The sequence below is a fragment of the Enterobacter sp. 22466 genome, from assembly GCF_052044775.1.
Taxonomy (GTDB): domain Bacteria; phylum Pseudomonadota; class Gammaproteobacteria; order Enterobacterales; family Enterobacteriaceae; genus Enterobacter; species Enterobacter dissolvens.
Genome location: NZ_JBQENX010000001.1, coordinates 103,805 through 130,337, shown reverse-complemented (window position 1 = coordinate 130,337; position 26,533 = coordinate 103,805). Strand labels below are relative to the sequence as shown.

General features: G+C 48.9%; 21 protein-coding genes and 2 pseudogenes. 14 read left to right on the top strand and 9 right to left on the bottom strand.

The window, feature by feature from the left end; translation table 11 throughout:
* Positions 1-108 precede the first annotated feature (108 nt).
* On the bottom strand, positions 109-1,017 hold the full coding sequence (locus ACTJJI_RS00560; protein WP_046888750.1) for a LysR substrate-binding domain-containing protein: 909 nt from the start codon (positions 1,015-1,017) through the stop codon (positions 109-111).
* Between the two features lie 127 nt (positions 1,018-1,144).
* Here ACTJJI_RS00560 and ACTJJI_RS00555 point away from each other — a divergent pair, with 127 nt between their 5' ends.
* From ACTJJI_RS00555 to ACTJJI_RS00540, 4 genes are all read left to right on the top strand, one after another.
* Positions 1,145-2,332 carry an MFS transporter gene (locus ACTJJI_RS00555; protein ID WP_440652647.1) on the top strand — a complete coding sequence of 396 codons (1,188 nt, stop codon included), beginning with the start codon at positions 1,145-1,147 and terminating at the stop codon, positions 2,330-2,332.
* A gap of 11 nt (positions 2,333-2,343) precedes the next feature.
* A complete protein-coding gene (locus ACTJJI_RS00550; protein ID WP_047360782.1) occupies positions 2,344-3,525 on the top strand; it encodes an amidohydrolase in 1,182 nt (393 codons plus the stop codon).
* A gap of 118 nt (positions 3,526-3,643) precedes the next feature.
* On the top strand, positions 3,644-4,753 hold the full coding sequence (locus tag ACTJJI_RS00545) for an AI-2E family transporter (protein WP_014830820.1): 1,110 nt from the start codon (positions 3,644-3,646) through the stop codon (positions 4,751-4,753).
* A gap of 120 nt (positions 4,754-4,873) precedes the next feature.
* On the top strand, positions 4,874-6,658 hold the full coding sequence (locus tag ACTJJI_RS00540) for a diguanylate cyclase (protein WP_440652644.1): 1,785 nt from the start codon (positions 4,874-4,876) through the stop codon (positions 6,656-6,658).
* Positions 6,659-6,689: 31 nt separating this feature from the next.
* Here the strand turns inward: ACTJJI_RS00540 and ACTJJI_RS00535 are convergent, their stop codons facing one another.
* Positions 6,690-7,199 (bottom strand): hypothetical protein, encoded by a 510-nt coding sequence (locus ACTJJI_RS00535; RefSeq protein ID WP_440652642.1) that lies wholly within the window; start codon positions 7,197-7,199, stop codon positions 6,690-6,692.
* A 16-nt stretch (positions 7,200-7,215) separates the two neighbouring features.
* Positions 7,216-8,115 (bottom strand): LysR family transcriptional regulator, encoded by a 900-nt coding sequence (locus ACTJJI_RS00530; RefSeq protein ID WP_046888754.1) that lies wholly within the window; start codon positions 8,113-8,115, stop codon positions 7,216-7,218.
* 108 nt (positions 8,116-8,223) lie between these two features.
* Here ACTJJI_RS00530 and ACTJJI_RS00525 point away from each other — a divergent pair, with 108 nt between their 5' ends.
* From ACTJJI_RS00525 to ACTJJI_RS00495, 7 genes are all read left to right on the top strand, one after another.
* On the top strand, positions 8,224-9,441 hold the full coding sequence (locus tag ACTJJI_RS00525; RefSeq protein ID WP_440653538.1) for an L-dopachrome tautomerase-related protein: 1,218 nt from the start codon (positions 8,224-8,226) through the stop codon (positions 9,439-9,441).
* Between the two features lie 324 nt (positions 9,442-9,765).
* A complete protein-coding gene (locus ACTJJI_RS00520; protein ID WP_046888755.1) occupies positions 9,766-10,839 on the top strand; it encodes a catalase family peroxidase in 1,074 nt (357 codons plus the stop codon).
* Positions 10,836-11,408 (top strand): cytochrome b, encoded by a 573-nt coding sequence (locus tag ACTJJI_RS00515; RefSeq protein WP_050860438.1) that lies wholly within the window; start codon positions 10,836-10,838, stop codon positions 11,406-11,408. Before ACTJJI_RS00520 ends, ACTJJI_RS00515 begins: the two co-directional genes overlap by 4 nt.
* Positions 11,409-11,604: 196 nt before the next feature.
* A complete protein-coding gene (locus ACTJJI_RS00510) occupies positions 11,605-12,276 on the top strand; it encodes a hypothetical protein (protein ID WP_063412131.1) in 672 nt (223 codons plus the stop codon).
* 408 nt (positions 12,277-12,684) lie between these two features.
* Positions 12,685-12,942 carry a YjhX family toxin gene (locus tag ACTJJI_RS00505; protein WP_014830811.1) on the top strand — a complete coding sequence of 86 codons (258 nt, stop codon included), beginning with the start codon at positions 12,685-12,687 and terminating at the stop codon, positions 12,940-12,942.
* Positions 12,943-12,952: 10 nt separating this feature from the next.
* Entirely contained in the window at positions 12,953-13,699 is a 747-nt protein-coding gene (locus tag ACTJJI_RS00500) for an SAM-dependent methyltransferase (RefSeq protein ID WP_440652638.1), read from the top strand.
* Between the two features lie 234 nt (positions 13,700-13,933).
* Positions 13,934-14,740, top strand: coding sequence for a DUF4225 domain-containing protein (locus ACTJJI_RS00495; RefSeq protein WP_440653537.1), 807 nt, complete (start codon positions 13,934-13,936; stop codon positions 14,738-14,740).
* Here the strand turns inward: ACTJJI_RS00495 and ACTJJI_RS00490 are convergent.
* The 3 genes and pseudogenes from ACTJJI_RS00490 to ACTJJI_RS00480 form a co-directional block, all read right to left on the bottom strand.
* The gene (locus ACTJJI_RS00490; RefSeq protein ID WP_047360773.1) at positions 14,737-15,051 is read right to left on the bottom strand and encodes a hypothetical protein; all 315 of its coding nucleotides are present in this window, start codon (positions 15,049-15,051) and stop codon (positions 14,737-14,739) included. The two genes, ACTJJI_RS00495 and ACTJJI_RS00490, sit on opposite strands and share 4 nt — an antisense overlap.
* Positions 15,052-15,532: 481 nt before the next feature.
* Positions 15,533-15,853 (bottom strand): hypothetical protein, encoded by a 321-nt coding sequence (locus ACTJJI_RS00485; RefSeq protein ID WP_440652636.1) that lies wholly within the window; start codon positions 15,851-15,853, stop codon positions 15,533-15,535.
* Between the two features lie 227 nt (positions 15,854-16,080).
* A pseudogene (locus ACTJJI_RS00480) lies at positions 16,081-16,395 on the bottom strand (hypothetical protein).
* A 254-nt stretch (positions 16,396-16,649) separates the two neighbouring features.
* On the opposite strand from ACTJJI_RS00480, the gene ACTJJI_RS00475 reads away from it, so the two are divergent.
* A protein-coding gene (locus ACTJJI_RS00475) for an IS3 family transposase (RefSeq protein ID WP_262782417.1) occupies positions 16,650-17,770 on the top strand; the annotation gives its coding sequence in 2 pieces (ribosomal slippage) (positions 16,650-16,908 and positions 16,908-17,770; 1,122 coding nt in all).
* A gap of 32 nt (positions 17,771-17,802) precedes the next feature.
* On the opposite strand, the pseudogene ACTJJI_RS00470 reads toward ACTJJI_RS00475, so the two are convergent.
* A pseudogene (locus ACTJJI_RS00470) lies at positions 17,803-17,916 on the bottom strand (integrase); the annotation flags it as partial.
* Between the two features lie 171 nt (positions 17,917-18,087).
* On the opposite strand from ACTJJI_RS00470, the gene ACTJJI_RS00465 reads away from it, so the two are divergent.
* Complete coding sequence (locus ACTJJI_RS00465; RefSeq protein ID WP_440652634.1) at positions 18,088-19,560, top strand: AAA family ATPase; 1,473 nt, start codon at positions 18,088-18,090, stop codon at positions 19,558-19,560.
* A gap of 262 nt (positions 19,561-19,822) precedes the next feature.
* Positions 19,823-20,464, top strand: coding sequence for a hypothetical protein (locus tag ACTJJI_RS00460; protein ID WP_440652632.1), 642 nt, complete (start codon positions 19,823-19,825; stop codon positions 20,462-20,464).
* 598 nt (positions 20,465-21,062) lie between these two features.
* On the opposite strand, the gene ACTJJI_RS00455 is transcribed toward ACTJJI_RS00460, so the two are convergent.
* Together ACTJJI_RS00455 and ACTJJI_RS00450 are read right to left on the bottom strand one after the other, a co-directional pair.
* Complete coding sequence (locus ACTJJI_RS00455) at positions 21,063-22,937, bottom strand: hypothetical protein (RefSeq protein ID WP_440652630.1); 1,875 nt, start codon at positions 22,935-22,937, stop codon at positions 21,063-21,065.
* On the bottom strand, positions 22,930-26,520 hold the full coding sequence (locus tag ACTJJI_RS00450; RefSeq protein WP_440652628.1) for an HTH domain-containing protein: 3,591 nt from the start codon (positions 26,518-26,520) through the stop codon (positions 22,930-22,932). Before ACTJJI_RS00450 ends, ACTJJI_RS00455 begins: the two co-directional genes overlap by 8 nt.
* Positions 26,521-26,533 lie beyond the last annotated feature (13 nt).

Sequence of the window (26,533 nt, the reverse complement as noted above, 5' to 3'; positions counted from 1 at the left end):
ATCACATACAGAATCGGACGCCAGGCCATAAGCACCTCCGCAAGCAGATACTTACAGCATGGCGCGGACGGCTGTGATTCTGGCTCAGACAAAAGTTGTATCTTTCCCCTACCAGCTAAACCCTCTGCATGCTTCGCGCAGGCGAATCAAAAACTGACGGGCGTTGGTGGTCATCGCCGACTTTTGCGACCACACCGCGCAATACTGCGCCGACGGCAGTTGGGTGATGGGCAACGCCACCAGCTTGTCATCAAGCTGCAGCGGCTGACACATCGCCCGCGCGACCACCGTCAGATAGTCCGCGTTAAGCACCATATTCAGCCCCGTGATGACGGAATCGGTGCGCAGCGGGGTGATATCCACCTGTCGATAAAAATGGCTGAGCTCATTTTGTAGCTGCTGGTAGTAGCCCATGGATGACTCCGGCAGTAGCCATTTGGCCTGACGCAGCGCCATCAGATCGCGGGCTTCTGCCAGTGGGTGCCCCTTGCGCGCGATGATGCAAAACGGCGAGGTAAACAGCGGTTCGATCATCACCCCTTCCGGCGGCGCCATCGGATCCACCGAGCCGATAGCCATATCTATTTCACCGTTTCGTACACCAGGCAGAAGCGAGGAGAGCTGCCCCTCCTTCACCGTCAGCAAGACCTGGGGCAGCGTTTTCTTGAACGCCCCGGCCACATCAGGAAAGACGGTCAGCGCAATAAGCGAAGAGAACCCCACCGTCAGACGCCCGTGAGTAAAATGGTTAATCTGCTCCACTTCATCCGCCGCACGCCGCAGCTCTTCAAGCACCCACTCCGCCCGTTGGGAAAACGCCATTCCCGCCTCGGTAAGCGCAATCCCCTCTTTGCTGCGCAATAAAAGTTGGGTGCCTAAAGTTTGCTCAAGCTCACGCAATGTCCGGCTCAATCCGGGCTGCGAAACGCCCAGTTCCCGGGCGGCCGAACGGATACTGCCGCTGCGCGCCACCTGACGAAAGGCCTGAAGATGGCCGAGTTTTGGCAGATATTTCATCGCTCGCCCTATAACAAAAAAGCATCACCTATAGAAAAATTATATCTTCCCGCCTGTCGGGTAAACCCCTAGATTCAGGGTGCACACAACATTTCTCATCGCACACTGACGTCAGGCGGAAAACAGAATGAAAAGCCAGTCACAGATGATTTTTTTGCTTTTTATCGGCTATGTCGTGGTCTACATCGATAAAACCGTAATGGGTTTTGCCCTGCTGCCAATCGAAAAGGAGTTCGGGCTCACCACCGCGCAGCTGGGCTATATCACCGGGATCTTCTTTCTCGCCTACTCCCTCTTTCAGGTGCCTGCGGGCTGGCTAAACGACAGAGTCGGCTACAAAACCATGCTGATCCTTTCTCTGTGTGCGCTGGGGATCTTCGCCCTCTGCTTTGGTGCACTGGGGATGAGTTTTGGCCTGTTGCTGGTGTTTCGCTTTCTCTCCGGCGTGGGGCATTCCGGCTATCCCTGCTCCTGCGCGAAAGCGGTGGTCAGCAATTTTACGCTGGAAAAACGCACCTTCGCCCAGTCGGTTCTGCTCTCCTCCGCCGGGCTGGCGATGACCGTCGGGCCGATTGTAGCCGTCTCGGCGCTGGCACACCTGGGCTGGCACGCCTCGTTTGTGGCACTGGGGATCGTGGCCTGCGCCATTGCCCTGCTGATCGCCTTGCGCGTGCCGTATCAGAAACCCGCGCCACGCCAGGCCGCGCACGGGCAACGCGAGGCGCTGTGGCGTAACCGCACGGTGCTGCTGCTGTTTTTCTCGGTGTTTTGCATCAATATCCCAAGCTATGGCCTGTTGGCCTGGCTGCCTAAATTCTTTGTCCAGAGCATGGGCATGCCGATTGAGGTGTCCGGTTATATCGTGGCGGCTGGCGGCGCGGGGATCTGGCTTTCATCGTTGTGCACCGGCTGGCTGGTCGGAAAATACTTCCACCACCGCGAGCCACAGGTGATTTTGATCTGCGCACTGGTGAGCGCGGCCGCCATTCTCGGCATCTTCCACACCGCCACGGCGGTGAGTGCCAGCATCCTGCTGTTTGTGGGGGAGATCTTCCTGATGGCCACCTTTGTGACCGCGTTTACCCTGCCAATGAAACGCCTGCCGGAGAACATCATGGGCTCGGCCATCGGTCTGATAAACACCGGAGGGACGCTGGGGGGCTTCGTTTCACCGGTTGTGATTGGCTATCTCGTTGGAAAAAGCCACAGTTATGAAAGCGCATTTATTTTCCTGTCACTGGCAATGGTGTGCGCGGGTGTGGCGATAGTGCCACTGATAAAAAAACCTGCACCCTCACTGCCGGTGACTGACTGAAGGAGACTGTCATGAAAAGTAGCACTGAAAACCTTATCCGCGACGTTCACGACGAGGTGATCCGCTGGCGCAGGCATATTCATGCCAACCCGGATCTCTCATTTCAGGAAAAGCCGACCGCAGATTTTATCGCCCGTGAACTGGCGAATCTGCCGGAGCTGACGATTAGCCGCCCGCTGGAGAACAGCGTGGTGGCGGTATTACAGGGTGAAAAACCCGGCCCGATGTGGGCACTGCGTGCAGATATCGACGCCCTGCCGCTGCAGGAAGAGAGCGGTGAAGCATTCAGCTCAACCAAACCCGGCGTGATGCATGCCTGCGGTCACGATGCCCACACCGCCATGCTGATGGGGGCAGCGAAAGTGCTCTGTCATCTGCGCAGCCAGCTCTGCGGCAGCATCAAGTTTATCTTCCAGCCTGCCGAAGAAGTGCCACCGGGCGGCGCGCGCGAACTGGTGGAGAAAGGCGTGGTTGACGACGTCGAGAAGATCTTCGGTCTGCACGTTTTTCCGACCAGTCCTACCGGTAAAATTACCCTGAAAGAGGGCGTCTATGTCGCCTCCAGCGATAACTTTGATATCACGCTCTTCGGCCAGGGCGGACACGGCTCAATGCCGCAGTTCTGCATCGACCCGGTGGTGATCGGTGCTGAAGTCGTCACCGCGCTGCAAAACGTGGTGGCGCGTAATCTCGACCCGATTAACGCCCCGGTACTGACCATCGCGACCTTCCAGGCTGGTGACAGCTATAACGTGATTCCGGACAGCGCCCGACTGGCCGGAACGGTGCGTACGCACAATCAGCAGGTGCGCGAGCAGGTTCCGCAGCTGATGCAGCGTATTGTCGAGGGCGTCGTCAGTGCCCACGGCGCGCGCTGTGAGATCCGCTGGCAGCAGGGTTACGCCGTTGGCAACAACCATGCCGAGACCAATGCCATCGCCAAAGCGGCGATGGCAGCGCACTTTGGAGAAGGAACGCTGCAGCTTGCCGATCGGGCCCTGTTCGGCAGCGAGGATTTCTCCTCTTATCAGGAGAAGGTTCCGGGGACATTCCTGTTCATCGGCTGCGGCAACGAGGAAAAAGGCGCCGTCTGGAACGTCCACAATCCACACTTTCGCATCGACGAGGCCGCGCTGGCGGTGGGCGTGAAAACGCACGTTGCGCTGGTCAGTTCGTTATTTGAGGAGATTTGATCCCTCCCCACCTGACATTGCCCGGCGGTGCGTGGCTTGCGCAGGCCGGTGCAATGGTTGGTAAATTCGTCAATCAGTTCTATAGTCGACACTGTTTCTTAGTAACCAGGACTGACTGATGCGCTTTAACGGACTGACCAAAGGTTTCTTTATCTTTATTCTCGCCCTCGTGACGTGGGCGTTTTTCGACGTGCTGTCGCCCTACTTCTCCGCCATTCTGTGGGCCGCCATTCTTACCGTCATCTTTAACCCGGTTAAAAACAAGCTGCGCGCCGCGCTGGGGGATCGTAACGGGCTGGCTTCGCTGCTGACTATCGGCATTATCTGCCTGATCGTCTTTATCCCGTTGATGGTGATCCTCTCCTCGCTCGCCATAGAGCTGAACGTGGTGTACACCAAACTGCAGGAGAACAACACGCAATTCCCGGAGGTGGTGGCGAGCATCTTTAACCATCTGCCAGACTGGGCCAGCGGTTTCCTCGCGGATCACAACCTGACCAACGCCGCGCAGATCCAGAAAAAACTCTCCGATGTCGCCCTGCAGGGCGGGCAGTATCTGGCGGGCAGCGCGTTTCTGATCGGCAAAGGGACGTTCGGCTTTGCCATTAGCTTCGGCATCATGCTGTATCTGCTGTTCTTCCTGCTGAAAGACGGGCCGTTCCTGGTGCGCCAGATCCTCGACTCCTTGCCGCTGTCCGATTTCGCCAAGCAGCACCTGTTCGCCAAGTTTGTCGGCGTCTCGCGGGCGACGGTAAAAGGCACGGCGGTTGTCGCGGTGGTTCAGGGTACGCTCGGCGGGATTGCGTTTGCCATCGCAGGTATCGACGGCAGCATCCTCTGGGGTGCGCTGATGGCCTTCCTCTCCCTGGTGCCTGCGGTGGGGTCGGCGATTGTCTGGGTTCCGGCCGCCATTTTCCTCTTCGCGACGCACCAGATCTGGCAGGGGCTGTTCATTGTCGGCTTCTTCGTGATTATCGTCGGGCTGGTGGACAATATCCTGCGCCCGCTGCTGGTGGGGAAAGACACCAAAATGCCGGACTACCTGATCCTGATCTCCACGCTTGGCGGCATGGAGCTATACGGCATTAACGGCTTTGTCATTGGCCCGCTGATTGCCGCGCTGTTTATCGCCTGCTGGAACCTCTTCTCCGGTCGCGATCATGCGGGTAACGCCGAAGAGCTGGATGCCGCGTTTATTGAAGAGGGAAGAAACCCTCCAGATTTATAAATCACTGACGATAACCTTCCAGACAGGCGGCGCTGTGCCGCCTTTTTTTTCGCCTTAAATCAAACGTTTTCTATAATTTGAAAGAACGCCATCCTTCTTTGGTCGTAAAAGGATCACCAGGTGCGAATCGCGACGATAACAAACTGGGCCTACGGTGCCACGGTCTGCCTGACCCTCGCTTCCGGCATCATCATGCTGATGGCGTCCAATGCCGATACCCTTGAGCGTAAGGCCGTTGAACAGCGGCAAATATTTGATCAGCTTACGGAAGAAATCGAAATCGAGGTCTGGGCACAGTCCGATTTAGCCCGCCTGTACGTGATTAAAAAAGATCCGCAGATTCTCAGGGAATACAATCAGTCAGAGAAAACCCTGAAGAACACCGAACTCCGGCTGGATAAACTGCAGGATGTTGGCGCGTCAGATGATGAACTCTCCTTACTGCATGAAGGTATAAAAATCGTCGATGCGTTACAGGACGAGCAGCAGGCCGCACTCACCAGCATGGCGCGAGGCGAAGACGCGCAGGCCATTGCCCTACTCTACGGTATGCCCTATGAACAGGAGCTGGAACGCGCCCAGAATCAGATTGAGCACTTCCGCCAGATACTCGACAAGCGGGTGATCGCTTCCGTTCAGGAGGCGACGAAAAAATCGAAAGCGCTGCGTACGGCTTCTGAGATGATGGTCGGTCTTACTGCCCTTCTTTTCCTGTTTGTGCTTGGTTTTATCTTAAAACGCCGCGTGCTGCGCCCGGTGGTACGCCTGAGCGATGTGGTGCACCGTCTCGCGTCGCAGGATTACGCGGTTGAAACACCCAATTTCAACCAGATTGATGAGATTGGCGATATGGCGCAGGCCATCCGGATCTTTCGTGAAAATGGCCTCGCACGACAGCGACTGGAAAAAGAGCGCGACGCCGACTGGGCCATTCGCGAGCTGCTGGCCCGCATGACCCAGCGGCTGCAGGGGTGTGAGAATTTTGCGGACGTGATTAACGTAGCGAAGCTGTTCGCCCCCAATATCGCGCCGGGGATTGCCGGGCGGCTCTATATTCTCGACCGCGATCCGTGGCAGATGCGCTGCGTCGCACAGTGGCTTTCGCCACCGGGTGACGATACACCTTTCCATCCCGATGAATGCTGGGCGGTCAGACGCGGGCAGAGCCATCCGCCCGTGAACGGCGAGCCGGATATCGCCTGCTACCATCTACCGGTGTCGCACACGCATACGTCGCTGTGCGTCCCTATGATTGCTCAGGGCGAAGCCATTGGCTTGCTCTCCTTCCAGAATATCACCGCGGAAAATGCCCCTTCCCGCGCCTATCTGGAGCTGATGGCTGAAGCGCTCGGCCTGGCGCTGGCCAACCAACGTCTGCGCGATGCCCTGCTGGAAAAAGCCCTCTTCGATCCGCTCACCGGCTTGCGTAACCGCCATCATCTGGAGGACACCCTGCGCACCCAAATGGCGCAGGCGGTGCGCAATGAAGAGCCGGTAAGCTGCCTGATGATCGACATCGACCACTTCAAAAGCATCAATGACCGCTTTGGTCATGAAGCGGGCGATCAGGTCATCAAAAGCGTGGCCTCCATTGTGCAACGCGCCGTACACGACGGCGGGCTGGCGTTCCGCTATGGTGGCGAAGAGTTTCTGGTGCTGCTTTCCGGCGTCGATGAAGAGGCGGCGCAGGCGTGCGCGAAAGAGATTTATAACGGCGTGCATGAACTGTCGCTGCGCTATGGGCTTTCAGAGATTGGCCCGGTGGATGTGTCGATTGGCGTCGCCAGCTATCCGCAGCACGCTCAGAGCGATAACCTGCTGCGCGCTGCCGACGTGGCCTTATACCGGGCGAAAGAGCTGGGCCGTTCGCGTATTGTGAGCTTTGGGATGCTGGAGGCGGGCTGACGCTGATTCACGCGCCCTGACCTTCCCCGGCTCAGGTGCGCGTGATCGCCCAAAGCACCACAATTCCCAGCGCATTGCTCCGCTTTTCCACGTACAGAGTGGAGTTGGAATAAACATTACCCTTCGGGTTACAGATGCGGATCTCTTTTTTTAATTCCGGCTCATAGACTTCCGCCCCCGAGCAGCTGTGACGGGTACTGGATTCATACCGGTAAGGTTTGCTCCATGAGGAATAGTCCCCCTCCAGTAGCCAGGCCGTTGTAAAAATCACGAACATGGCAACCGGCAGGCTGCAAATGAAGAAGCCGAGGTAGATTTTTACCGCGCCAGCAAGGCGCTTACCTTTCAGTCGTCCCTTTCTGATAAAAACAACCATCGGCACCAGTGCCAGCAGCAACGCCCCACAGGCCAGATACTGCTCCCCGCGGATCGTAAGGTATGTCACGCGATAAACGTTAACTGACCAGAGCACAAAACCAGATAGCAGGGCTATACCGCCCGCGATGAGTGAGAGCCAAAAGGTATAAGTCTCTTTTTTCATGGTGGGCATGTCCCTGTCATTTTTGGGTGGTCAGAAGATCAATCATCGCCCGGGTGGCCGCCGACTGGCGTCGGTGTGGCGCAAAGAGCACGGAGAACGGCCGCGACCGTCCACGCAGGTGTGGCAGCACCTCGACTAACTGACCGCGCTGTATCCTGTCGCGGACGATAAATTCATAGCTCTGGCAGATCCCCATCCCCTGCTCCGCCAGCGAAACCACGCCGAGTACATCATCGGAGATTTCGATAGTTGAACCCGGCAGCCAGTCAATATCACGTTCCTCATCACGAAACACCCAGGGGGCGATGCGTCCGGTACGCGGCATGATAAAGGGCAGACAGGTGTGGCGATGCAACTCCTCCAGCGTCTGCGGGCTCCCCATGCGGTGCAGGTAATCAGGCGATGCGACCAGCAGCAGCGCCGCGTCCTCCAGCTTGCGCGCGACTAACCCACTGTCGGGCAACTGACCGAGGCGAATCGCCAGATCGAATCCCTCCGCAATCAGATCAACGTTGCGATTGGTGATGTTCAGCTCCACCTTTACGCGTGGATAATGTTGGGCAAAGCGCGCCAGCAGCGGCGGCAGACGGTAGTGCCCATAGGTGGTTGGAACGCTCATTCGCACGCGACCGGTCAGCTCGCCTTCCTGGCCCCGCCCCTCGCGTTCGGCGTCATCAAGCAGTGCAAACGCAGACCGCGCCTGCTCCAGATAAACGCGCCCGGCCTCCGTCAGCCCCACGCGGCGGGTCGTTCGCTGTAATAACTGCCGTCCAAGACGCGCTTCCAGGCGGGAAACCGCGCGACTCAGGACAGAGGGTGTGGTGGAAAGGACAACCGCTGCGGCAGTAAAAGAGCCGTGTTCAACAACAGTAATGAAGACTTCAACGTCTCCGAGATAATCGAATTTGCGGCTCATTTTGCTCTTTCAGGAACAAATGTTTTTCAATCTGGCTAATTTATCCCCTCCGGAGTGATGAGTAAAGTGACCGGCATTCATCACCAGAACCTGTCACTGGAGACTGTCATGTCCAACCGTACCCGCAGTTTTTCCGCCATTGCGATGGCGGCGTTGTTCGCTTTCCCCGTCCTCGCCAGCGCGGCGAATTCCCTGCCCCTTGAGCGCTGGCGCAGCTATGCTGGCGTAAGCTGGGATACCCCGCAGAATGGGCAAACACCGACGCGGTTTTCCGGCTCGGTTAACGCGCCCATTGCCGGTATCCATTTTGATGCAAAGGGCCGGGCCTTTGTCAGTACGCCCCGGCTGGTTTCTGCCGCCGCACCCGCCACGCTGAGCATTCTGGATACGACGGTCCCGTCCGGCCCTGCCCGCCTGACGGCGTTTCCGTCACGCGAGGGGAACGCGGTAAACACCGATCCCGCGCAGAGCCTGCGCAACGTGCTTGGCTTTTATATTGATCGTCAAAACGGCTGGCTATGGGCGCTGGACATGGGGTTTGTCGCGGGCGAAGCGGAGTCGCCCGCGGGCTCGCAGAAACTGGTCGTGCTGGATCTCAACACGGGCCGCACCCTTAAACGTATCGCCCTGGATGGCGTGGCGGACCGCAAAGCCAGCTTCCTGAACGATGTGGTTGTCGATGAGAAACGCCGTGTCGCCTATATCTCCGACAGCGGATCGCGGAGCGCACCGGAAAACCGCGTGGGCCTTATCGTCGTTGATTTCGCCACCGGCACGGCACGACGGATGCTCGACCGTCACCCTGCGCTACAGATTGAGCCGGGCGTGAAGGTGGTTTCACACGGTGCGGAGGTCTGGCCGGGCAAACCCTTACTGATTGGCATCAACGGCATCGCACTCTCTCCGGATGCGGGCACGCTGTACTGGACAGTTACAACCGGAACCCATGCCTGGGCAGTGCCTACGACATTGCTGAGGCAGCCGGAGTCAACCGATGCGCAGATTGCCGCCGGTATCCAGGATCTTGGCGTGGTGGGCGGTAACACCGACGGTCTCGTGACCGATGCACAGGGCAACCTCTACATCACCGATGTCACCCGCAACGGCATTGTCCGCTTTGATCCGAAGAACCGTTCCATGTCACTCATCGCCGCCAGCGAGGACGTCCATTGGCCGGATACCCCGGCAATCCGCCCGGACGGGGATCTGATCTTTACCTCGAGTCGCCTTAACGACCATTTCGTGGGAGCCGTTAAATCAGGAGAGGAACGCTATGATTTATGGCGTTTGCCTCTCGGTGCTTCGCTGAATAAAAACGAACAATAAAATGCCCGTGCAGGGCAAATACTGAGTGACTGCGACGCCACCCATCGGGTGGCGTTCGTTTTGCGTTTACGGTCAGCCCGGCAAAAAAGATAAACTTTTCGTGATATTCTTTTGTTAACGCACACGCCTTATATAATCAAATTAACCTGGTCTGACGCACGCGTTAAATCTATTACCCTCCATGACGGGTATTAATACTGGGTTAGTCCTGCCGCGATGAGATAAAAATAATCGTCTCATCTTTCATCCTTAATTTAATTACTGTTGCGCACACTCGTAATATGCGCGTGGCGTGCATTACTGTTTTGCAATGGAAAAACGTCTATGTCGAAACTGGATTTGAGATCCAAAAAAACCTGGGGAGCGCTGGCGTCTATCGCCGTTGTCGCGGGCACACTGGCAGGCGCGTTTGCGTGGACAGCAGGATGGTTTGGATCACGTACTGTCAGTCAGGCACTGGTCGGTGAAACACCAACGCCATTTCCGCCAGGCTTTCGCCGCGCACATGGCAAAGGGATCTGTTTTGCCGGAACGTTCGTTCCGAATGGTTCCGCAGTTTCGCTGTCATCCTCTCGCCTTTTCTCGCAGCAGGAAGTTCCCGTTGTGGGACGATTCTCCATTGGTACTGGCGATCCCCATGCTCCGGATAGCACGACGAAAACGCTGAGCATGGCACTGCTGCTGAAGACGGACGACAAACAGCAATGGCGGATGGCGATGAACAACGAGCCTTACTTCGCCACCCACAATCCGGAAGGATTCCTGGCCTTGCGCAAAGCAACCGCTGTTGACGCGGCCACCGGCAAGCCGGATCCGCAACGTATCGCAGACTTTTTGCAAGCGTACCCGGAAGCGGAAAAATACCTTAAATGGGCGGCACAAAAACCCGCTCCCGGCAGCTTCGCCGGTGCGACGTTTTACAGCATTAACGCCTTCTACCTGGTGAACGCGCAGGGGGATCGACAACCGGTTCGCTGGATGATGCGCCCGCACGATCCTTTCATGTCGCTGAGCGATGAACAACGGCAGAAAGCCGATGACAACTTCCTCTTTGAAAACCTGCAACAGAGGCTGGATCAGAAGCCCCTTTACTGGGATTACGTTCTACAGCTCGCACAACCGGGCGATCCGGTGGATGACCCTTCGCAGCCCTGGCCGAACGATCGCAAGCAGCTCGTGGCCGGCACGCTGGAAGTGACTCGCGTCGAAGCGCAATCCCAGGGCGCGTGCCGCGACGTTAACTTTGACCCCTCGATCGTTCCTGCGGGTGTGGCGGTATCGAACGATCCCATCTTAAACGCGCGTTCCGCCGCCTATTCGCACTCGTTCAGTCGCCGTGAGCGGGAAATCGGCTACGGCAAAGCAACCGAAGCCGTGCAAAAGCAGGAGGTTAAATGAACACGAATAAAGGTATGCGAGAGCACGCGCCACAGCATTTCAACACCCTGGCACGAAGCCTGCACTGGCTGATGGCGGCGATGATCCTGGCCATGCTGTTCATCGGCGCCGCCATGATGACGTCATTACATCATCGGATTTGGTTAATTGACCTGCACCGGCCCCTGGGTATCGCCATTTTACTGCTGGCGGTGATTCGTCTGGCCAACCGTGTGTTTAGCCGGACGCCCCCTCTCCCGGCCGATTTGCCGGTCTGGCAGGTCTTTGCAGCCAAAGCGTCGCACTGGGTGCTGTACGCGTTAATGCTGACCATGCCGCTACTGGGCTGGGCACAGCTGTCGGCAGCGGGAGTACCCATCGTGATGTTTGATGGATTCAACCTGCCGCCTGTCGTTCCAGCCAGTCCGGCCGTTTATGCGTGGTGCCATGACGCCCATCGTCTTCTGGCCAGGGTACTTTTTGCGGTGGTGCTGGTCCATCTTTCTGCTGCACTCGTTCATGCATGGATCTACCGGGACGCGGTTTTTGCCAGCATGGCGAAAGGCGGTAAGCCGTCTCAGGAACCCTGAAGAGGACAACATTATTGATGCGGGTCAAAGGAAGATGGCTGGCTGACTAAAGAACAGGGCTATGTGGTCGATATTTATCAGGATACTTGTCAGCCTGTTTCGCAGGCTGACAACAACTCCGGGCGATATTAACGGCCCTTTTCTGCTCAGAGTCATCCACGCGGCCACCTGAGTAAAATTATCTCATGGAGAGAAAATGAAAGTTCGTCTTATGGCAATTGTATCTGCATCCTTAATTCTTGCGGGCTGTGCTGGCTCGGTGAAACCCGACACCGTGAAAGCGGCTAATGGCAGCGCAATTGATATTTACAGCGTTTCTGCACTACCGGAACTGAATGACAACCGTATTGCCGATAACACACTACGTGAAGTGACCCCGACGCATGCCGCAACAGGTATGGGGCTTGCCGTTCTCGGCGCGTTAACCGGTAACATTAACTCCGGTGACTTTGATAAAGAGAACTATAAAGGGACAGCGATCGAAACCCTGCAAAACCCGACGAACAGCTGGTTTGTTCCTAAAGCGAAACAAAATATCAGCAAGTGGCTGAACGAAAAAGGCAATGGCCACGTTTACAAGCAGCCACTCTATATTGGTAAAGCAACCTGGGCGTTGATCTACAAAGATGCCACCGCGACCACACCTCTCTATCAGCTGAAATATAAAGTCCTGTTCTATAAGCGCCCGGAAAGTGGAAATATGTTCTCTGCATTTACGGTAGCGGAATGCGCTCCTACGCCAGTTGAAGCGCCACTGAGCGAGTGGAGTGCAAATAATTACCAAAAAGTGACCAGTCAAACCGAAAGCTACATGAAGAGCTGCCTGCTGGAACTGGATAACCAGCTGCCGCGTTTGCTGAAGCAGTGATGTGATGTGCTGTACGGCCCGCTTCGTGCGGGCTTGTGTGGGAGTACGATCATCCTGAAATACCATGGGGTTTCAGTATGAAAAAGCTAGATAGCCGGACCACAGGCCATTGAACAGACATACCTTTTCACTACCAGCCTGCCGGAAATACAACATGCAGGCGCCTCGCCTCCCCTTCGTGATCACATTTTTCACCCCTGGCTATTCACTTACTAAAAAGCGGTGTTATCATTCACCTCGTAAATACCTTTCAACTCTACCGAGGCTTTGATGCTGGAGAATGTAATCATCTGATAATCAGCTCCCCGACCTTTCAGGCCGGACTGATTATCAATGCGCCGAAATCGAATGCGGACACCGCTGTGTGTTTGCACGTTTTGCACATGATGATTAAACAGGTTTTCCAGTATGAATTTATCCCGTCAGGAACAACGTACCTTACACGTTCTCGCTAAAGGTGGACGTATTGCGCACGTCCGCGATGCATCTGGCCGCGTCACTTCTGTTGAATGCTACAGCCGGGAAGGGCTTCTGCTCACCGACTGCACACTCGCCGTCTTTAAAAAACTCAAAACCAAAAAGCTGATCAAATCCGTCAACGGTCAGCCCTACCGCATCAATACCACCGGGCTGAACAACGTTCGCGCCCAGCCTGATAATCGATAAGGAGAGGATTATGGATATCCCACGTATTTTTACTATCAGCGAAAGTGAACACCGCATTCACAACCCCTTCACGCCAGAAAAGTACGCCACGCTGGGCCGCGTGTTACGCATGAAGCCAGGCGCACGCATTCTCGATCTCGGCAGCGGCTCAGGAGAGATGCTGTGTACCTGGGCACGTGACTACGGCATTACCGGGACCGGCATCGACATGAGCACGCTCTTCACCGCTCAGGCAAAGCTGCGCGCGGAAGAGCTTGGCGTCAGTGAACGCGTTCAGTTTATTCATAACGACGCGGCGGGCTACGTGGCGGATGAAAAATGCGACGTGGCGGCCTGCGTAGGTGCAACCTGGATTGCGGGCGGCGTCGCCGGGACGATCGAACTGCTGGCAAAGAGCCTTAAACCAGGCGGAGTGGTGCTTATCGGCGAACCGTACTGGCGTCAGGTGCCTGCAACGGAAGAGATTGTCCAGGCCTGTGGCGTCTCGTCGGTGGCCGATTTCCTCACCCTGCCCGACCTTGTCGCCTCTTTCGATGAACAGGGCTATGACCTGGTCGAAATGGTACTGGCAGACCAGGAAGGCTGGGACCGGTATGAAGCGGCTAAATGGCTGACCCTGCGCCGCTGGCTGGAGGAGAACCCTGACGATAACTTTGCGCATGAGGTTCGGGCAGAGCTGACAAATGCGCCTAAACGCCATGTGACGTATACGCGGGAATACTTTGGCTGGGGCGTGTTTGCCTTAATCGCGCGATAAAAAGGAGCAGGCGATATAACCCAGAGGTTATATCGCCTTTTTGCAGGGTGCGCATAATATTACGCCTGTCGCACTTAATTATTGTTAATCGTTCCCTTTATTCGCCATCGTAATTACAGGTGGTTATTCTTTTACTGGCGCGAGATGAATACCAGGGGATCATCTATTGAGAAAAACCGATGAGGCGAATATATTGCCCGTAAAACAGCCAGGCACATTAATAAAGGAAGCATGATGGATATTGCGCTGCTTAACAGGGGATGGAACAGAACCTGGTCAGATATGATGGTGAATCTTGAAGCCCGAAAGGTCATCGAAACTGCAAATCGACTGTCAGCTTACTATTTACAAGATGGTCTAACTCGTATCAAGTTTGTTGAGGAAATAAAACAGGTCGTAGAAAAAGAGTTCGCGACAGCACGTCGGGCGAAAACCGATGAAGAATGCATTGAATGCCTCAAAAATCTGCGTGCCGAAAAAGAGAATCTTCTTGAGCAAGAGCGCTTGTTAAGGACGAGGTCTGCTCAGCTTTATGCGAAGGTCGAGTTTGTCAGGGAAAACAATAAAATTGTTGGGTATGTGATTTCGGCAGTTCACATCGTGATATCTGGAGCAGCATTGTTTGGTGGGATGGTGATGATGTCCACTATGACCCCCGTAGGAGTGCTTGCTGGAGCAGTTTTATTTGTTGATGGTATTAACGGTATAACAAAAGAAGCACACCATCTTCGCTATGGTGAACAATCTCAATCAGAAGGTATTTTTGCTGATGGTGCAATGCAAACCGCACAATTCCTGGGATTTAGCCCAAAGAATGGGTTGGCTTTTTATAATACAGTCACTCTCGGAGCGGGTGTCTACAGTATCTTCGGGCTAGCAAGAAAGCCGGGGGCCTGGCGATTATTTCGTTGGTTGCCGCGCGATTACTACCGAAAAGTTGACACAATGAGCAAGCCTAAGCTAACGATGAAAATCGCTGGGTATGGTATCAAAGCGAAAGTGATTTTTGATCTTCTGACGACGGAGAATGGTACTGATTAATTTTTATTCGCCCTACAGAATCGCCAGGATTTATAGGCAAGCAAAGGCGGTTGGATAAAAATTGCAACCGCGATACCACAAGAAAGGCCAATACCACCAGAGAAGACACTTTCCTCGGATGCGAATACCATCAAAAAAATAAATACAGCAAAACAGCCAGATACAACCCACACAGTGAGAACAAAACGCCTGGCCAGATCCCTGATGGCATTCCCCAACGTTCCACCATAGCTTTCAACGTTGTTCTTTATCTTCTGCAGGTCCGAAGGCGTAAACCCAGAATTCAACAAAACCTCATCAGTCACTTTCATATCGTATCGTCCCTTATTTTCCAGAAAGTTGTTTCTTACTCACTGATTGTGCAAGCAATCATACTGATGAACTTTACAGCAATCCAGTCGAAAATTTTGGCAAACTCAATCTCCTTATTGCTATCCGGGTTGAGTCATGCTGTTACGAAGCTGCAGGATCACATTCAGAATGGGCTATCTAAAGAGCAAAAATACAGTAATGCAAAATCAGAAGTAATAGCTGCCGAACAATCAATAGAGATAGCTAAATTCATGTGATTTATGGTTGAGACTGGACTCGCAGTCTGTATAGCTTTTTCTTTAAGCGCAAGCATTTAAACCATTTTTGGCTTGTCGAGGAAAGCTGAAGTCTGGAGGCTTTATCTTTATATATCACGCGACTACTATCGGATATTGGCAACCATGAATACTCCAAAGTCTATAAAAAAATAGTGGGGTATGGTTTGAAGGCCAAGGTCATCTTTGATCTGATGAGTATTGATTAACTTTTTTCAGACCTGACATACCGCCATGATTTGTAGGAAATGATTGGTGGCTGAGCAAAACCACAGATCAAGAAAACAATCAGTATTGAAATCCCTCCTGAGAAAACATACCAATAATCATCCTGTTTTGAAAAAACGAGATAGATGAAAAAAAGTATGCCGCAAGAGAAAATCCACAGTAGAGTTTTAAATCTTCTTGCTAAATCGTGGATTACCTCATCAAGATCCCCGCCATAATTCGCGATATTATTATTCAACTTTTGTATTTCTTTGCGAGTAAATCCAGAATGCAACAAAGAGTCTTCTGTGATCTTCATCCTTCTCTCCTCTGTTCATACAATGTCCATTTCGAGGAATGAGTATACTGATGTACTTTATCGCAATCCAGCCGAAAATTAGCGGCGGAGCCTATACCTTGTAGTTATTCTCTGGCAGGCTCAAGGCGTTGCGACTATTCAATGTTTATCGAGCATATGTGGTTTGTCTAAGTAACTGATTTCGGATAATAACAACCATAAAGCTTTATTAATTGTACAAGAACCAGTTAATTCTTTATAGTTTTTCGGTAACGCCAGGATTTATAGGAAATTACCGGCGGCTGTGCGAAGGACATAATGGCAACCCCAAAGATCATCGCCAGCCCCCATGCAATTACTCTATCAGGTGAGCTGAAGACGATAAGTAGTAACAGGATAAAGGTACAAACAGCCACCACTCCCGCCAAGGTAACAAATCGTCTGGCGAGGTCATTTATGGCCTATCCAAGCGTTCCTCCATATTTTTCAATATTGCTTTTTATCTTCTGCAGTTCGGGCTGCGTAAACCCTGAACGTAACAAAGCCTCATCAGTCACTTTCATATCGTCTCGTCCCTTAGCTCCCAGAAGTGTTTTCTCAACCGCTGATTGTGAAAATAATCATACTGATGAACTTTACAGCAATCCACATGATGTTTGTGCAATGTATCAGATTTCAGACAATAAAAGCCATAAAGCCCTGTTAGCGGTACAAGCAACAAGCGGAGCGTAGCGACTGCATAAGTGTGACCTGCTCCCCGTTGATTAATACACCCCGATGTTAGTAATGTCTTCATAAGCCACATGAGGACATCCCCATGAAGAAGCGTTTTTCCGACGAAAAGCTCATCAGTATTCTTCGCGAAGCGGAAGCCGGAGTTTCTGCCCGTAAGCTCTGCCGTAAGCACGCCATTTCCGACGCCACTTTCTACAATTGGCGCAAGACGTTTGGTGGCATGGAAGTTCCTGAGGTGAAGCGGCTCAAATCTCTTGAAGAGGAGAACGCCCGCCTCAAGAAGCTACTTGCCGAAGCCATGCTGGATAAGGAGGCACTTCAGGTGGCTCTGGGGCGAAAGTACTGACGACAGGCCAGAAGCGGGAAGCCGTTGAGTTTATGTGTGATGCGACCAGTCTGTCGCAACGTCGTGCCTGCAAGCTTACAGGTTTGTCCCTGTCGACCTGCCGCTATGAGGCTCAGCGTCCGGCAGCTGATGCGCATTTATCAGGACGCATCACTGAGCTGGCACTGGAGCGCAGGCGTTTTGGCTACCGCCGCATCTTGCAGCTGTTGCGTCGGGAGGGCCTTCACGTCAATCACAAGCGGGTATACCGTATTTACCACCTTAATGGACTGAGCGTAAAACGCAGACGACGCCGTAAAGGGCTGGCAACCGAACAGTTTCCGCTTCTGCGCCCGGATGCGCCGAACCTGACATGGTCGATGGATTTCGTTATGGACGCACTGGCCAACGGTCAGAGGATCAAGTGCCTGACCTGTGTGGATGATTTCACGAAGGAGTGTCTGACGATCACCGCTGCTTTCGGTATTTCAGGCGTTCAGGTCACGCGTATTCTGGACAGCATCGCGCTGTTTAGGGGCTATCCGGCGACAATAAGAACCGATCAGGGCCCGGAATTTACCTGCCGCGCGCTCGATCAATGGGTCTTTGAGCATGGTGTGGAACTACGGCTTATCCAGCCAGGTAAGCCAACGCAGAACGGATTTATTGAGAGTTTTAACGGACGCTTTCGCGATGAGTGTCTGAATGAACACTGGTTCAGCGATATTCTTAATGCCCGGAAAACGGTTAATGACTGGCGGCAGGATTATAACGAGTGCCGTCCCCATTCATCGCTGGATTACCAGACACCAGCTGAATTCGCAACGGACTGGCGAAACAGGAAATATGAAGAAAAACCAACCGACATTACTAACTGAAGGTTGTATCTAATCCTGGGGGCAGGTCAGTGCGTCTTGCCTTCCATCTCAAGCCGGATTCGAATCCCGCAAATATGAGATATCTGAAGTGGTCTTTTTTGACCGACGATACGATCTTTGTTCCACGGTGACGTGTTCATACTCAAATCTCCTGCAACATGGGAGTTTTGAGTATGGTTATCCCTTATGAGCGAGGAGTGGACAATAGTATGCTTATAAAACAATTTTGAATAAGTTAGTTGCCAATAAGAATTTTTTTTGAATAATAGCGTAAACATTCAAAAAAATGCTGCAACTTAATATAACCAAGGTAGACAATGATTTTAGATATAGATTATGAATCTCAAACAATACCGTTACGCTTAACTGTCAATAGTGCTGAAAATATATTTGATGTAGATTCACTAACGTTGATTATTGGCAAAAATGGCTCAGGGAAAACTGAATTATTACGTAGTATTGTGAGAGAACTAACTAACTCTGATTTCAATGAGTTTGGTAATGAATGTAAGTTAAGATTTGCATCTGGCAATGAGCAAGAAAAACTTGATTGGGGATGTGTATATTATACCCCAGTTCCTTTCCAACAAAAATTTAGTTACAGAGATAGATTTGAAAATGCTTCCTTAATAGATAGCAGTAAAAATAAACTTGATAATCTGCATAAACATAATAATATTTTTAAAGAACTTGGCATTGATTATAACCTCACTGCAATATCACGAGTTAGCACAAAACCAATTATAAATAACATAATTACAACTGTAATTGAATACATCTCATCAAAGAAGAACATAAATCTCAGTTTTTTCTATAAATTTAAATCCTTCGAGAAATTATTAAATCTTCGGAAAAACAGAGCGGAGCTATTAAATGATGTTGGAAGGTATATAGATTCACTCAATAAATGTAAATCAGATCTTCAGGATGAGATAATAAATTGGTTAAATTCCAATGCTACCACATGTAAAATACTTTCATTTTTCATATCCATTAATAGCATGGAAAAAAGCACCAACCAAACCAATAATAGACGAGCGCTGTGCTTATTCATTCTAGCTTTTGGCGTAGGTGAAGAGACAAAAAAAATAAGAAAACCATCCAATTACAAAAAATTTATCGTAGACTACAACAACATTCTTAAATTTCTAAAAAAAAATGATGGCGATTTTTCATATGATTGGGGAAACAATTTTGTCATTTATCTAAAAAATCACTCAATAATTAAGCAAATAGAAAGGCATGAAATAAAACGCCACTTTAAAATAAATTATGCCAGCATGAGTTCTGGTGAACTCGCAGTAATGAACCAGTTCACCTCAATAACAACTAAATTGAACGCTTTATCAAAAAAGGATATAAAGAAAATTCTCGTCCTCATTGATGAGGGAGATGCATTCTTGCATTTAGAATGGCAAAGAATGTATATATTTCATATAAATAAACTTTTAAGCGAAATTAAAAAAGAGAATAACATTGAAATAATCCAAGTCATTATGACTAGCCATTCCCCATTACTAGCAACAGATGTCCCAAGGCAATTTGTATTTTCTCTGGATAAAGAGACATCTCCGAGTTTTACATTTGCGTCCCCTATGCATATGCTTTTCAGTGAATCTTTTGGCACTTCAACCATCGGTGAATTCGCAACAACAAAAATAAATGAAATATATAATAATTTCGCAAGCAGAAATGTTTCGCAAAAGGACATTAAAATCTTGGAATATATAGATAGTGATATACTAAGAAGAGAATTTAAAAGACGATTTAACATTGGAGGTGAAAAATGATCATTTCTGTACCAAGGAACTGGGAAAGCAGTGAAGCAGAACACAGAGAATACCTCAGAACTATACTTAGAGAGTATTATAATCAGGTTGATGACATGGTCGGCCCACCAAGTTATACATATTATTTTTTAAAGCGCGTTCATAGACTCATTCTTTCACGTTCATTAACTCATTACCAAAAAAGCATCTCTCTTCTAGAAAATGCAATAAAACAAAAAATAATAAAGAGTTCAAAGATTGTATTTTTAGAGAAATAAAAAAAGTGGTCGATTATGAGTCATTTTGCGATAAATCCAAAAAATACAATGCATACACATTGTGTTCAAAATCAAAATTACGAACATGCCCGTACTGCAATCACTCATATTCTATAACAACATATGAGACAGGCCGTGGATTTCGACCATCACTAGATCATTTTTACGATAAAGCCCGTTATCCACATTTAGGTTTATCTCTTTATAATTTAGTTCCTTCTTGTTTAAGTTGTAATTCAAGTTTAAAAAATACTAAAGATTTCTTCAAAGATGATCATCTCCACCCTTTTTTCGATGATGAAGAAATTCAGTTTAGAATTAAATCTGGGAACATAATAAACCCAATGGATATTATCAGAACTCCCATTACATCTCTAAAGATAGAAACTTTATACAAAAGTATAAAGGCAAAAAATTCCGACTCTGTATTTTTAATAAATGAACGCTATCAATACTTCATTTATGAGGCATATAATTTCGCCTTGGCAAAATTGGATTTTGATGAACAAATAAAAAACAAGAATCTATTCATCACAAGAGAAATGAAAGAGAAAACATCTTTACGTTTCGACATTGATAATTATAAACATGAGATGCTAGGAAAGTTGTATAAGGATATTTATATACAGTTTACGCTTAAGCTTTGAAAACGAAGATCATTGAACTGCCTAATATTGAGCCCCATGATTGCCTCAACATCATCCGATTTGAGGCTTGACCATAATTAATGACTTACATTTAAATAAACAATAAAACTCCAAGCTTGGTAATTATATTTTTAGCTTTTAGACCAAAGTGTGTTATTCTTATCATTAAATTAATTACATGGCAGTGTTAGTTACACATGAAACGTGACTTGCTGTGCACTTGAACGCCCTCAATCCGAAACTCTTCCGCTCACTGCTTTTCGCGGAGCCCGAATCTGAATTTGACTAGAAGGTACTGCACGGCTGGTTATTTCTACAAAATATTGAATAGCATTTCAGCAAAATCGCAGAGAAATAAAATACATTTCCCTCTATCGCCATCAACTCAATGTCAAACACTGGTATTTACACCCGTTTTCAAGTAGTACCCAGCTAAGAAATACTCAGAGCAAGGCACCACGCCGCATATAGCCACCACATTTTAAACTTGAGAAAGAGTTAACTCAAATTACGCACGATACGCGCAACACACTTAATCAAGTTGTTTTCGAGCCTTCTTCACAAACCATATATTGAAGTAACCACCTGAAAATACCTATTATTTTCTACTTAGCATCCTAAAGATATCGAGTGCTTTTGAACAGGTGTAATATAAATAGGGCTCCAGAATGCAAAGCCTTTCAAGCATCCGTTCCATTCTCTCAATAGAGTCTTCGCTGATTGGCAGATACGCCAATTCGGTGCACCATTGTCCTATATATTCTGCCCAGCCATTTTTATCCTCAAAGGCTGCCCCCGCCACGAAACCTATTGCCAGATAGTTTTCAGGCTCAGAATCCACATCAATATAGTCCCGATAGAGTCGGCTTAAGATGGTTACCGATGCAGCAAGCTTTTTACTTCTGGTCATACATGCAACCTGAGCCAGTCCGTTTAACACCTGGTAGACAGAATCCTTGTCGTTAACCGCAGCCAACTTGTGCTGTGCACTTTCGAGTAGTGAAACTGCTCTTTCCAAATATTCATCACCAATTTTCCAGAAGGGTGCTGAATTCATCAAAACCTTATAGGATTCAAATGAAGCCTCACCGCTAATATGTTTAGCAAGCAAATTCGAGATTGCATCCGGCACAACTGCTGGTGCAGAGTTACCTTCCAGCGGCCCAGGTAAGAACGAATGCAAATTCAATCGTGAACCAAGCATAAGCTCCTTTTTTAAGTACTCAACAACTTGACTCGTATTGGCCTCTTGACATATGTTATTTGCCCGCCCGTACAGTTCATTAATGAATTGCTCAGCGGTTAAGTACATTGGTAACCATCTTGGCTCTTCTATCAGATCGACAAAGCTCTGGCAGAAAAAGTAAAGCCCCCTTTGCTGAAAAGCCCACTGTTCCACTTTGTCAAAAGCAACGCCCTCTTCAAGCCCTACTTTAACGATTAAGGCTGACTGGGCGAATGAAGCAAGACGTCTGTAGAATGGTGGTACTCCTTGGAATATCTGTAATCGCGCCAGTTCACCATCTACAAAAACTGCCATTGAGCAAAATAGACGCAGGTTATCTAACGTTTTTGCCGAAGATATGCCTTCAAACAGCTTTTTAATAATCGCGGCTGATGAATCCTTGAATTTCATTATGCCTACTTCAAGGCATGATATTAAAAGTATTGGATGGCAAGTTTCGATTGCCCGGTTTGCTGTTGACTGATACGAAACCTCGTCAACAAGACTATTAGAAACAACTGCTGATATAGACTTGTGAATACATATCAAAAAATCATTATCAATTACTCCACTTTTTATTCTGCTGTCAAAATATTCTTTTAGCTCGACCTTACAATATTCATCAATATTTTTACTCCCGCAATATTTCCCCACTAGCCTTTCGTAATAGCGAATATTATCGGGAACTAGGGTAGAAATTTTATTCAGCGCCCCTTGAAACTCCTGCCTCAATAATGCCTCAATGTGTCTTGGTGACTGTTCCAAATCAAGTAACAAATCCGATACGTCATCATCACTGATTGTTAGTACCGAAAGCACTGCCCCCCAACGCTCCAACTCGTCTTTCGAAAGCAATCTATCTTTCGCTTCTTTCTCAAATAGGCTAAATCTTTTGTCCACATCATTGCAAAGCGGCCAAAAACTGTTATTAAGTAATCGCTCGTCTCCCTTGCTTAAAGAAAATGTAGGACGTTCCCCCGGATGATGACGTAAAGACCAAGAGTTGCCATTAACATCCTCCAAATAAAATTCTTCCTCGGTATTTTTAAAAACACTGCGGATAGCTTTAAAGAGAGCGCTTCTGGAAAAGGCTATATCTTTGTCACCAAAAATAACGGTGGGATCAGTCGCAAGACCGATCTCTTCCGATAACGTAGAATCAGATAATAGTTCCCCCCTGACCAAGCTGGGGAATAAATTGATAATATGGGTGGCCATATATGCTCGCATCGAATCATAGTTAACCATTCAGCTCTTCCTCCAATATTGATTGCTTAGAAATGTTTTTAACCTGTTGCTTCATAGAGTGAATCACTTTTTTAAAACTCCAAAGATCGATATCCCTCAGCGGCCCCAGAACAAACTCATCTAACCATGCTTTGTAGCCTTCCTTTTGCTCATTAGATAAAGACTCCGGTGCGATCAACATGGAATTCACCCTTAAAATCTCACCCATATAGGCCATCCCTCCTTCGCCCCTAATTTGGTGGGCCTGAGCCCACTCCCGATAGCCCATCAGCTCATAAAGCCAGCAGGATCTAGCACGGCTCAGTTCAAGTGGGATATCAGCCGACCACTGAGCCATTATGGTTTCTGCAATCAGTTTCATCGTTTCGTGTAGCCACTGCGCATCTCGCGGGAGCTGAACCAGACCACTAATCCTGATCAAAAGCAGATTTTCTCTTATCAGCCTTAGCTGTTTAGTTGGTTTTAACTCACCATTTGAAACGACCGAGTGATTTAGATGATATTCAAGTTCTTCAGCAGAAATGCCTACAAACTCAAACCCAAATTCCCGAAGTGATGTTCTGGCATCAAGCTTCTGTTCTTGAGAAATAAGCCCTTTATGGTGTAGCGTCTCAATAAAATCTAATGATGTATAAATAGGTGCGGTTCTTCCATCAAATGTAATATTTTGATGCCTGTTCATAAATCGATCATCGATCAAAGCTGTATCACATATTTTAAGCGCCTCAAAAAGTTCCTCTGTTGGCCTAGCATAATTATTCTTAGACGCAGTTAATTGCTCTCGATTTAGCGGCATTTCAGCAAGGAGTACTTTCCCGGATGTGAGCCCATTAGATAATAATTTCCTTATGTTTTCTATTTTCGAATCTGCCTGTTCGATGATTGAATCGTAGTTTACCAGCGATCTATACCTATCACGCTCCCCCTTAAATACATACAAGTCGAATCCGGCATCACTGAGCTTGTCGAGCATTTCAAGTGTCATCAAATAGGTAATTGACAGTGAATCTAGATACAATCTTGCACCATTTGCTACTTCAATATCTGTAGGCCACTCTTTCTCGTGTTGGCGCAGGTAGTTTAAGGCTTTAACACACTGAGCTTCCGTTATTACAGCCAGACTTTCGAGTTTTTTAATTAATTGCGTACATGAAATCAGACTGTGGTGAAATGAAGAAAGATCTGCTTCCACCTCCCTGAAAGAGCCACCTACCTTATACACAGGGTTGGAGCACACCACCAGTGCCTGCAACTCATTTTTAGGGCTAGCGTGTGCCTCCTCAAGCATATAAGCAAGTTCATCACCAACATCCAGGGCCAACCCCGGATTATTGATCGTTTTAGGATGAAAAACGGAAATTCTGCCGTTAGATACCATTCGCTCAAAATACTTTGCCTTTTCGATCTGGCTCGGTTGGTGAAAAGCAACTTTTTGCTTTTCTTCAAACAACCAGCGCATGAACGAGTGAGGGATAACAACGCTCTCGAAGCAATCTAATAAATAATGTAGCACCCCTATATTTTCCATAACCAAGGCACTGGAGGCATCGATGGCAATCGTCTTACCAACAATAACCTGCACAGGCCTTACCCCATAAAATATTGGGACCAAATTTTTCCGACGTATATCTTTCGCGCTTTTGTTTTCCTGAGGTTGGACTAGATAAAAGTCAGACATAGTCCTGTTTAATATCTCCGCCACTGTAAAAATGGGCGAATCACCATCATAATAGGCCTTATAAACTCTTTCATTTTGCTCCCGGGCCTCGGACATCATCTCTTTTAAGTCGTCAAATGAAGCCCTATGCAATGGGCCATTATCATTGGAAAGAGCCATCGCCTTATTGAGCCATGCGGATGTTTCTTGATTGTCCTCCCAGCCCATCATGGTCGCCGTAATGTATGATGCCGCTAACACCTTAGGGTCTTCAGTGTGTTTGCCAGTACAGTACTCTACTATTTGCCTTGCCCGACCGGGTAAAACCGCCTTCGCCAGCTGGGCAGCGTGCAAAAGATCATCAACCTTCAATTCCTCACGGCTATTCCAACTATCCTCTACAAAAACGCTAAGAGATTCCCAGTTACCACCGAATATGGCCAAATTGATTTCAAGTGCTTTAAGATCAGACAGTTGTGATTTAGATTGCCTCAACAGCACAATCTGTTGTTGAGCGCCGCTTAGGTCGCCTTTTCTAAATAAAGACCAAGCCCAGTGAGCCTGCAATCCCTCGCTTATCTTGACGAGATCCATCCTATCTGACAGAAATCGATGAAGCTCAGAAAATTTCCCAAGCGAAGAGGCGGCATTACAGACTCTGATAGCATCAGATTCCTGGCAAGTGCGATCAAAAAGCTCCCGGCAATATAAGTAGTATCGGTCTCCTCGATTGTTCCTTTCTAACAAATTAACCAAATGAGCAAGATCACTTGTAGCTTCACTTTGTTGATATTGGCTTATTGCTAATGCTACAGGATCTGCCCCCTTGGCTGAATCGATAATATTTTGCAAATTCCTAACTTCGGCATCAGACGCCCCCGAATCTCGGGCCTTGTCTAAAAGTTGTTGTGCATCATCAACTAACCCTGACTTCGCTAATGCTTCTATTTCTAACATACTGATAGCAATGGAATTAACACTCCTTTCCATTTGATTTCTATGGCGGCTGATATAATCCACTGCTGCCGAAATTGGTTTTTGCGTCTGAGCCAATATAAAACGAGCCAAACCGAGAATTGCGTTATTCGCTGGACTTAGTGCTGTCTGTCTATTTACTTCCTGCTCAATAGACTCAAAATCAATATCAATTCCAAAAGCAAATGCCAATGGCAAATACTCAAGTGTTTTTTGATTGTACCTTACGAAGTAGCTCTGAAGTTCAGCCATTGCCTGTTCGTGAGTTTCACTATTTCTAAGTTGTATCCACAGTACATACTGATCCGATACATCCGCAACATCTTCAGCGCCAAGATATCGTGCACGAACCGAACAAACTTTAAATAGCGCTGCAGCTCGATTTCTAAGTACTATAGATTCAGAATCATCTGCCAGCGGAAAGCGATCTGCTGCTAAGGGGATATAAGCCAATACGCTCTCACGGAGCTCAACTGCTTTAATTGCATTTACCAAAAACGTAAACGCAGCAAGCTGCGCTAACGCTGGTGAAATAGATAAGGATTCATCATCTATCTTTTGCACTACATCGAAAGCCTTTTCCCATTGATGCTCTGTTAACAAAACAGAAAGCAAAACGACTTTTCCATCATTATCAACATCGTGAATGTCTAATCCTGTACTTTCGAGCCAGCTTAAAGCTGCTTTGTTACCGTCCACTGTTTTTTTAATCATAAAAAAAGCAGTATAATTTGAAGGATTACCAACTTTAAGCAAACCAGACGCCGTATCTGTTTTGTTAGATTCTGTAGCATCAATAAAGGCCTGTGCAATGACCGCCTCCTCTGTTTGACACAATTTTTTAGAGTGTGATAACCATTTTTTCGCTAGATCGGCTTTTTCTCCGTAGCACAAATATCTTGCAACTATCGCTAACGCCTTAGCCTTTACTTGGGGGGTACCACCGGACAACTCTCCATCAATA

Bases quoted from the DNA above. Each gene is read 5' to 3' on its own strand.
- ACTJJI_RS00525 (WP_440653538.1), top strand. From the start codon at position 8,224: ATGTCCAACCGTACCCGCAGTTTTTCCGCCATTGCGATGGCGGCGTTG.
- ACTJJI_RS00455 (WP_440652630.1), bottom strand. From the start codon at position 22,937: ATGGTTAACTATGATTCGATGCGAGCATATATGGCCACCCATATTATC.
- ACTJJI_RS00555 (WP_440652647.1), top strand. From the start codon at position 1,145: ATGAAAAGCCAGTCACAGATGATTTTTTTGCTTTTTATCGGCTATGTC.
- ACTJJI_RS00560 (WP_046888750.1), bottom strand. From the start codon at position 1,017: ATGAAATATCTGCCAAAACTCGGCCATCTTCAGGCCTTTCGTCAGGTG.
- ACTJJI_RS00500 (WP_440652638.1), top strand. From the start codon at position 12,953: ATGGATATCCCACGTATTTTTACTATCAGCGAAAGTGAACACCGCATT.
- ACTJJI_RS00495 (WP_440653537.1), top strand. From the start codon at position 13,934: ATGGATATTGCGCTGCTTAACAGGGGATGGAACAGAACCTGGTCAGAT.
- ACTJJI_RS00515 (WP_050860438.1), top strand. From the start codon at position 10,836: ATGAACACGAATAAAGGTATGCGAGAGCACGCGCCACAGCATTTCAAC.
- ACTJJI_RS00505 (WP_014830811.1), top strand. From the start codon at position 12,685: ATGAATTTATCCCGTCAGGAACAACGTACCTTACACGTTCTCGCTAAA.
- ACTJJI_RS00535 (WP_440652642.1), bottom strand. From the start codon at position 7,199: ATGAAAAAAGAGACTTATACCTTTTGGCTCTCACTCATCGCGGGCGGT.
- ACTJJI_RS00550 (WP_047360782.1), top strand. From the start codon at position 2,344: ATGAAAAGTAGCACTGAAAACCTTATCCGCGACGTTCACGACGAGGTG.
- ACTJJI_RS00485 (WP_440652636.1), bottom strand. From the start codon at position 15,853: ATGAAGATCACAGAAGACTCTTTGTTGCATTCTGGATTTACTCGCAAA.
- ACTJJI_RS00520 (WP_046888755.1), top strand. From the start codon at position 9,766: ATGTCGAAACTGGATTTGAGATCCAAAAAAACCTGGGGAGCGCTGGCG.
- ACTJJI_RS00510 (WP_063412131.1), top strand. From the start codon at position 11,605: ATGAAAGTTCGTCTTATGGCAATTGTATCTGCATCCTTAATTCTTGCG.
- ACTJJI_RS00545 (WP_014830820.1), top strand. From the start codon at position 3,644: ATGCGCTTTAACGGACTGACCAAAGGTTTCTTTATCTTTATTCTCGCC.
- ACTJJI_RS00530 (WP_046888754.1), bottom strand. From the start codon at position 8,115: ATGAGCCGCAAATTCGATTATCTCGGAGACGTTGAAGTCTTCATTACT.
- ACTJJI_RS00465 (WP_440652634.1), top strand. From the start codon at position 18,088: ATGATTTTAGATATAGATTATGAATCTCAAACAATACCGTTACGCTTA.
- ACTJJI_RS00490 (WP_047360773.1), bottom strand. From the start codon at position 15,051: ATGAAAGTGACTGATGAGGTTTTGTTGAATTCTGGGTTTACGCCTTCG.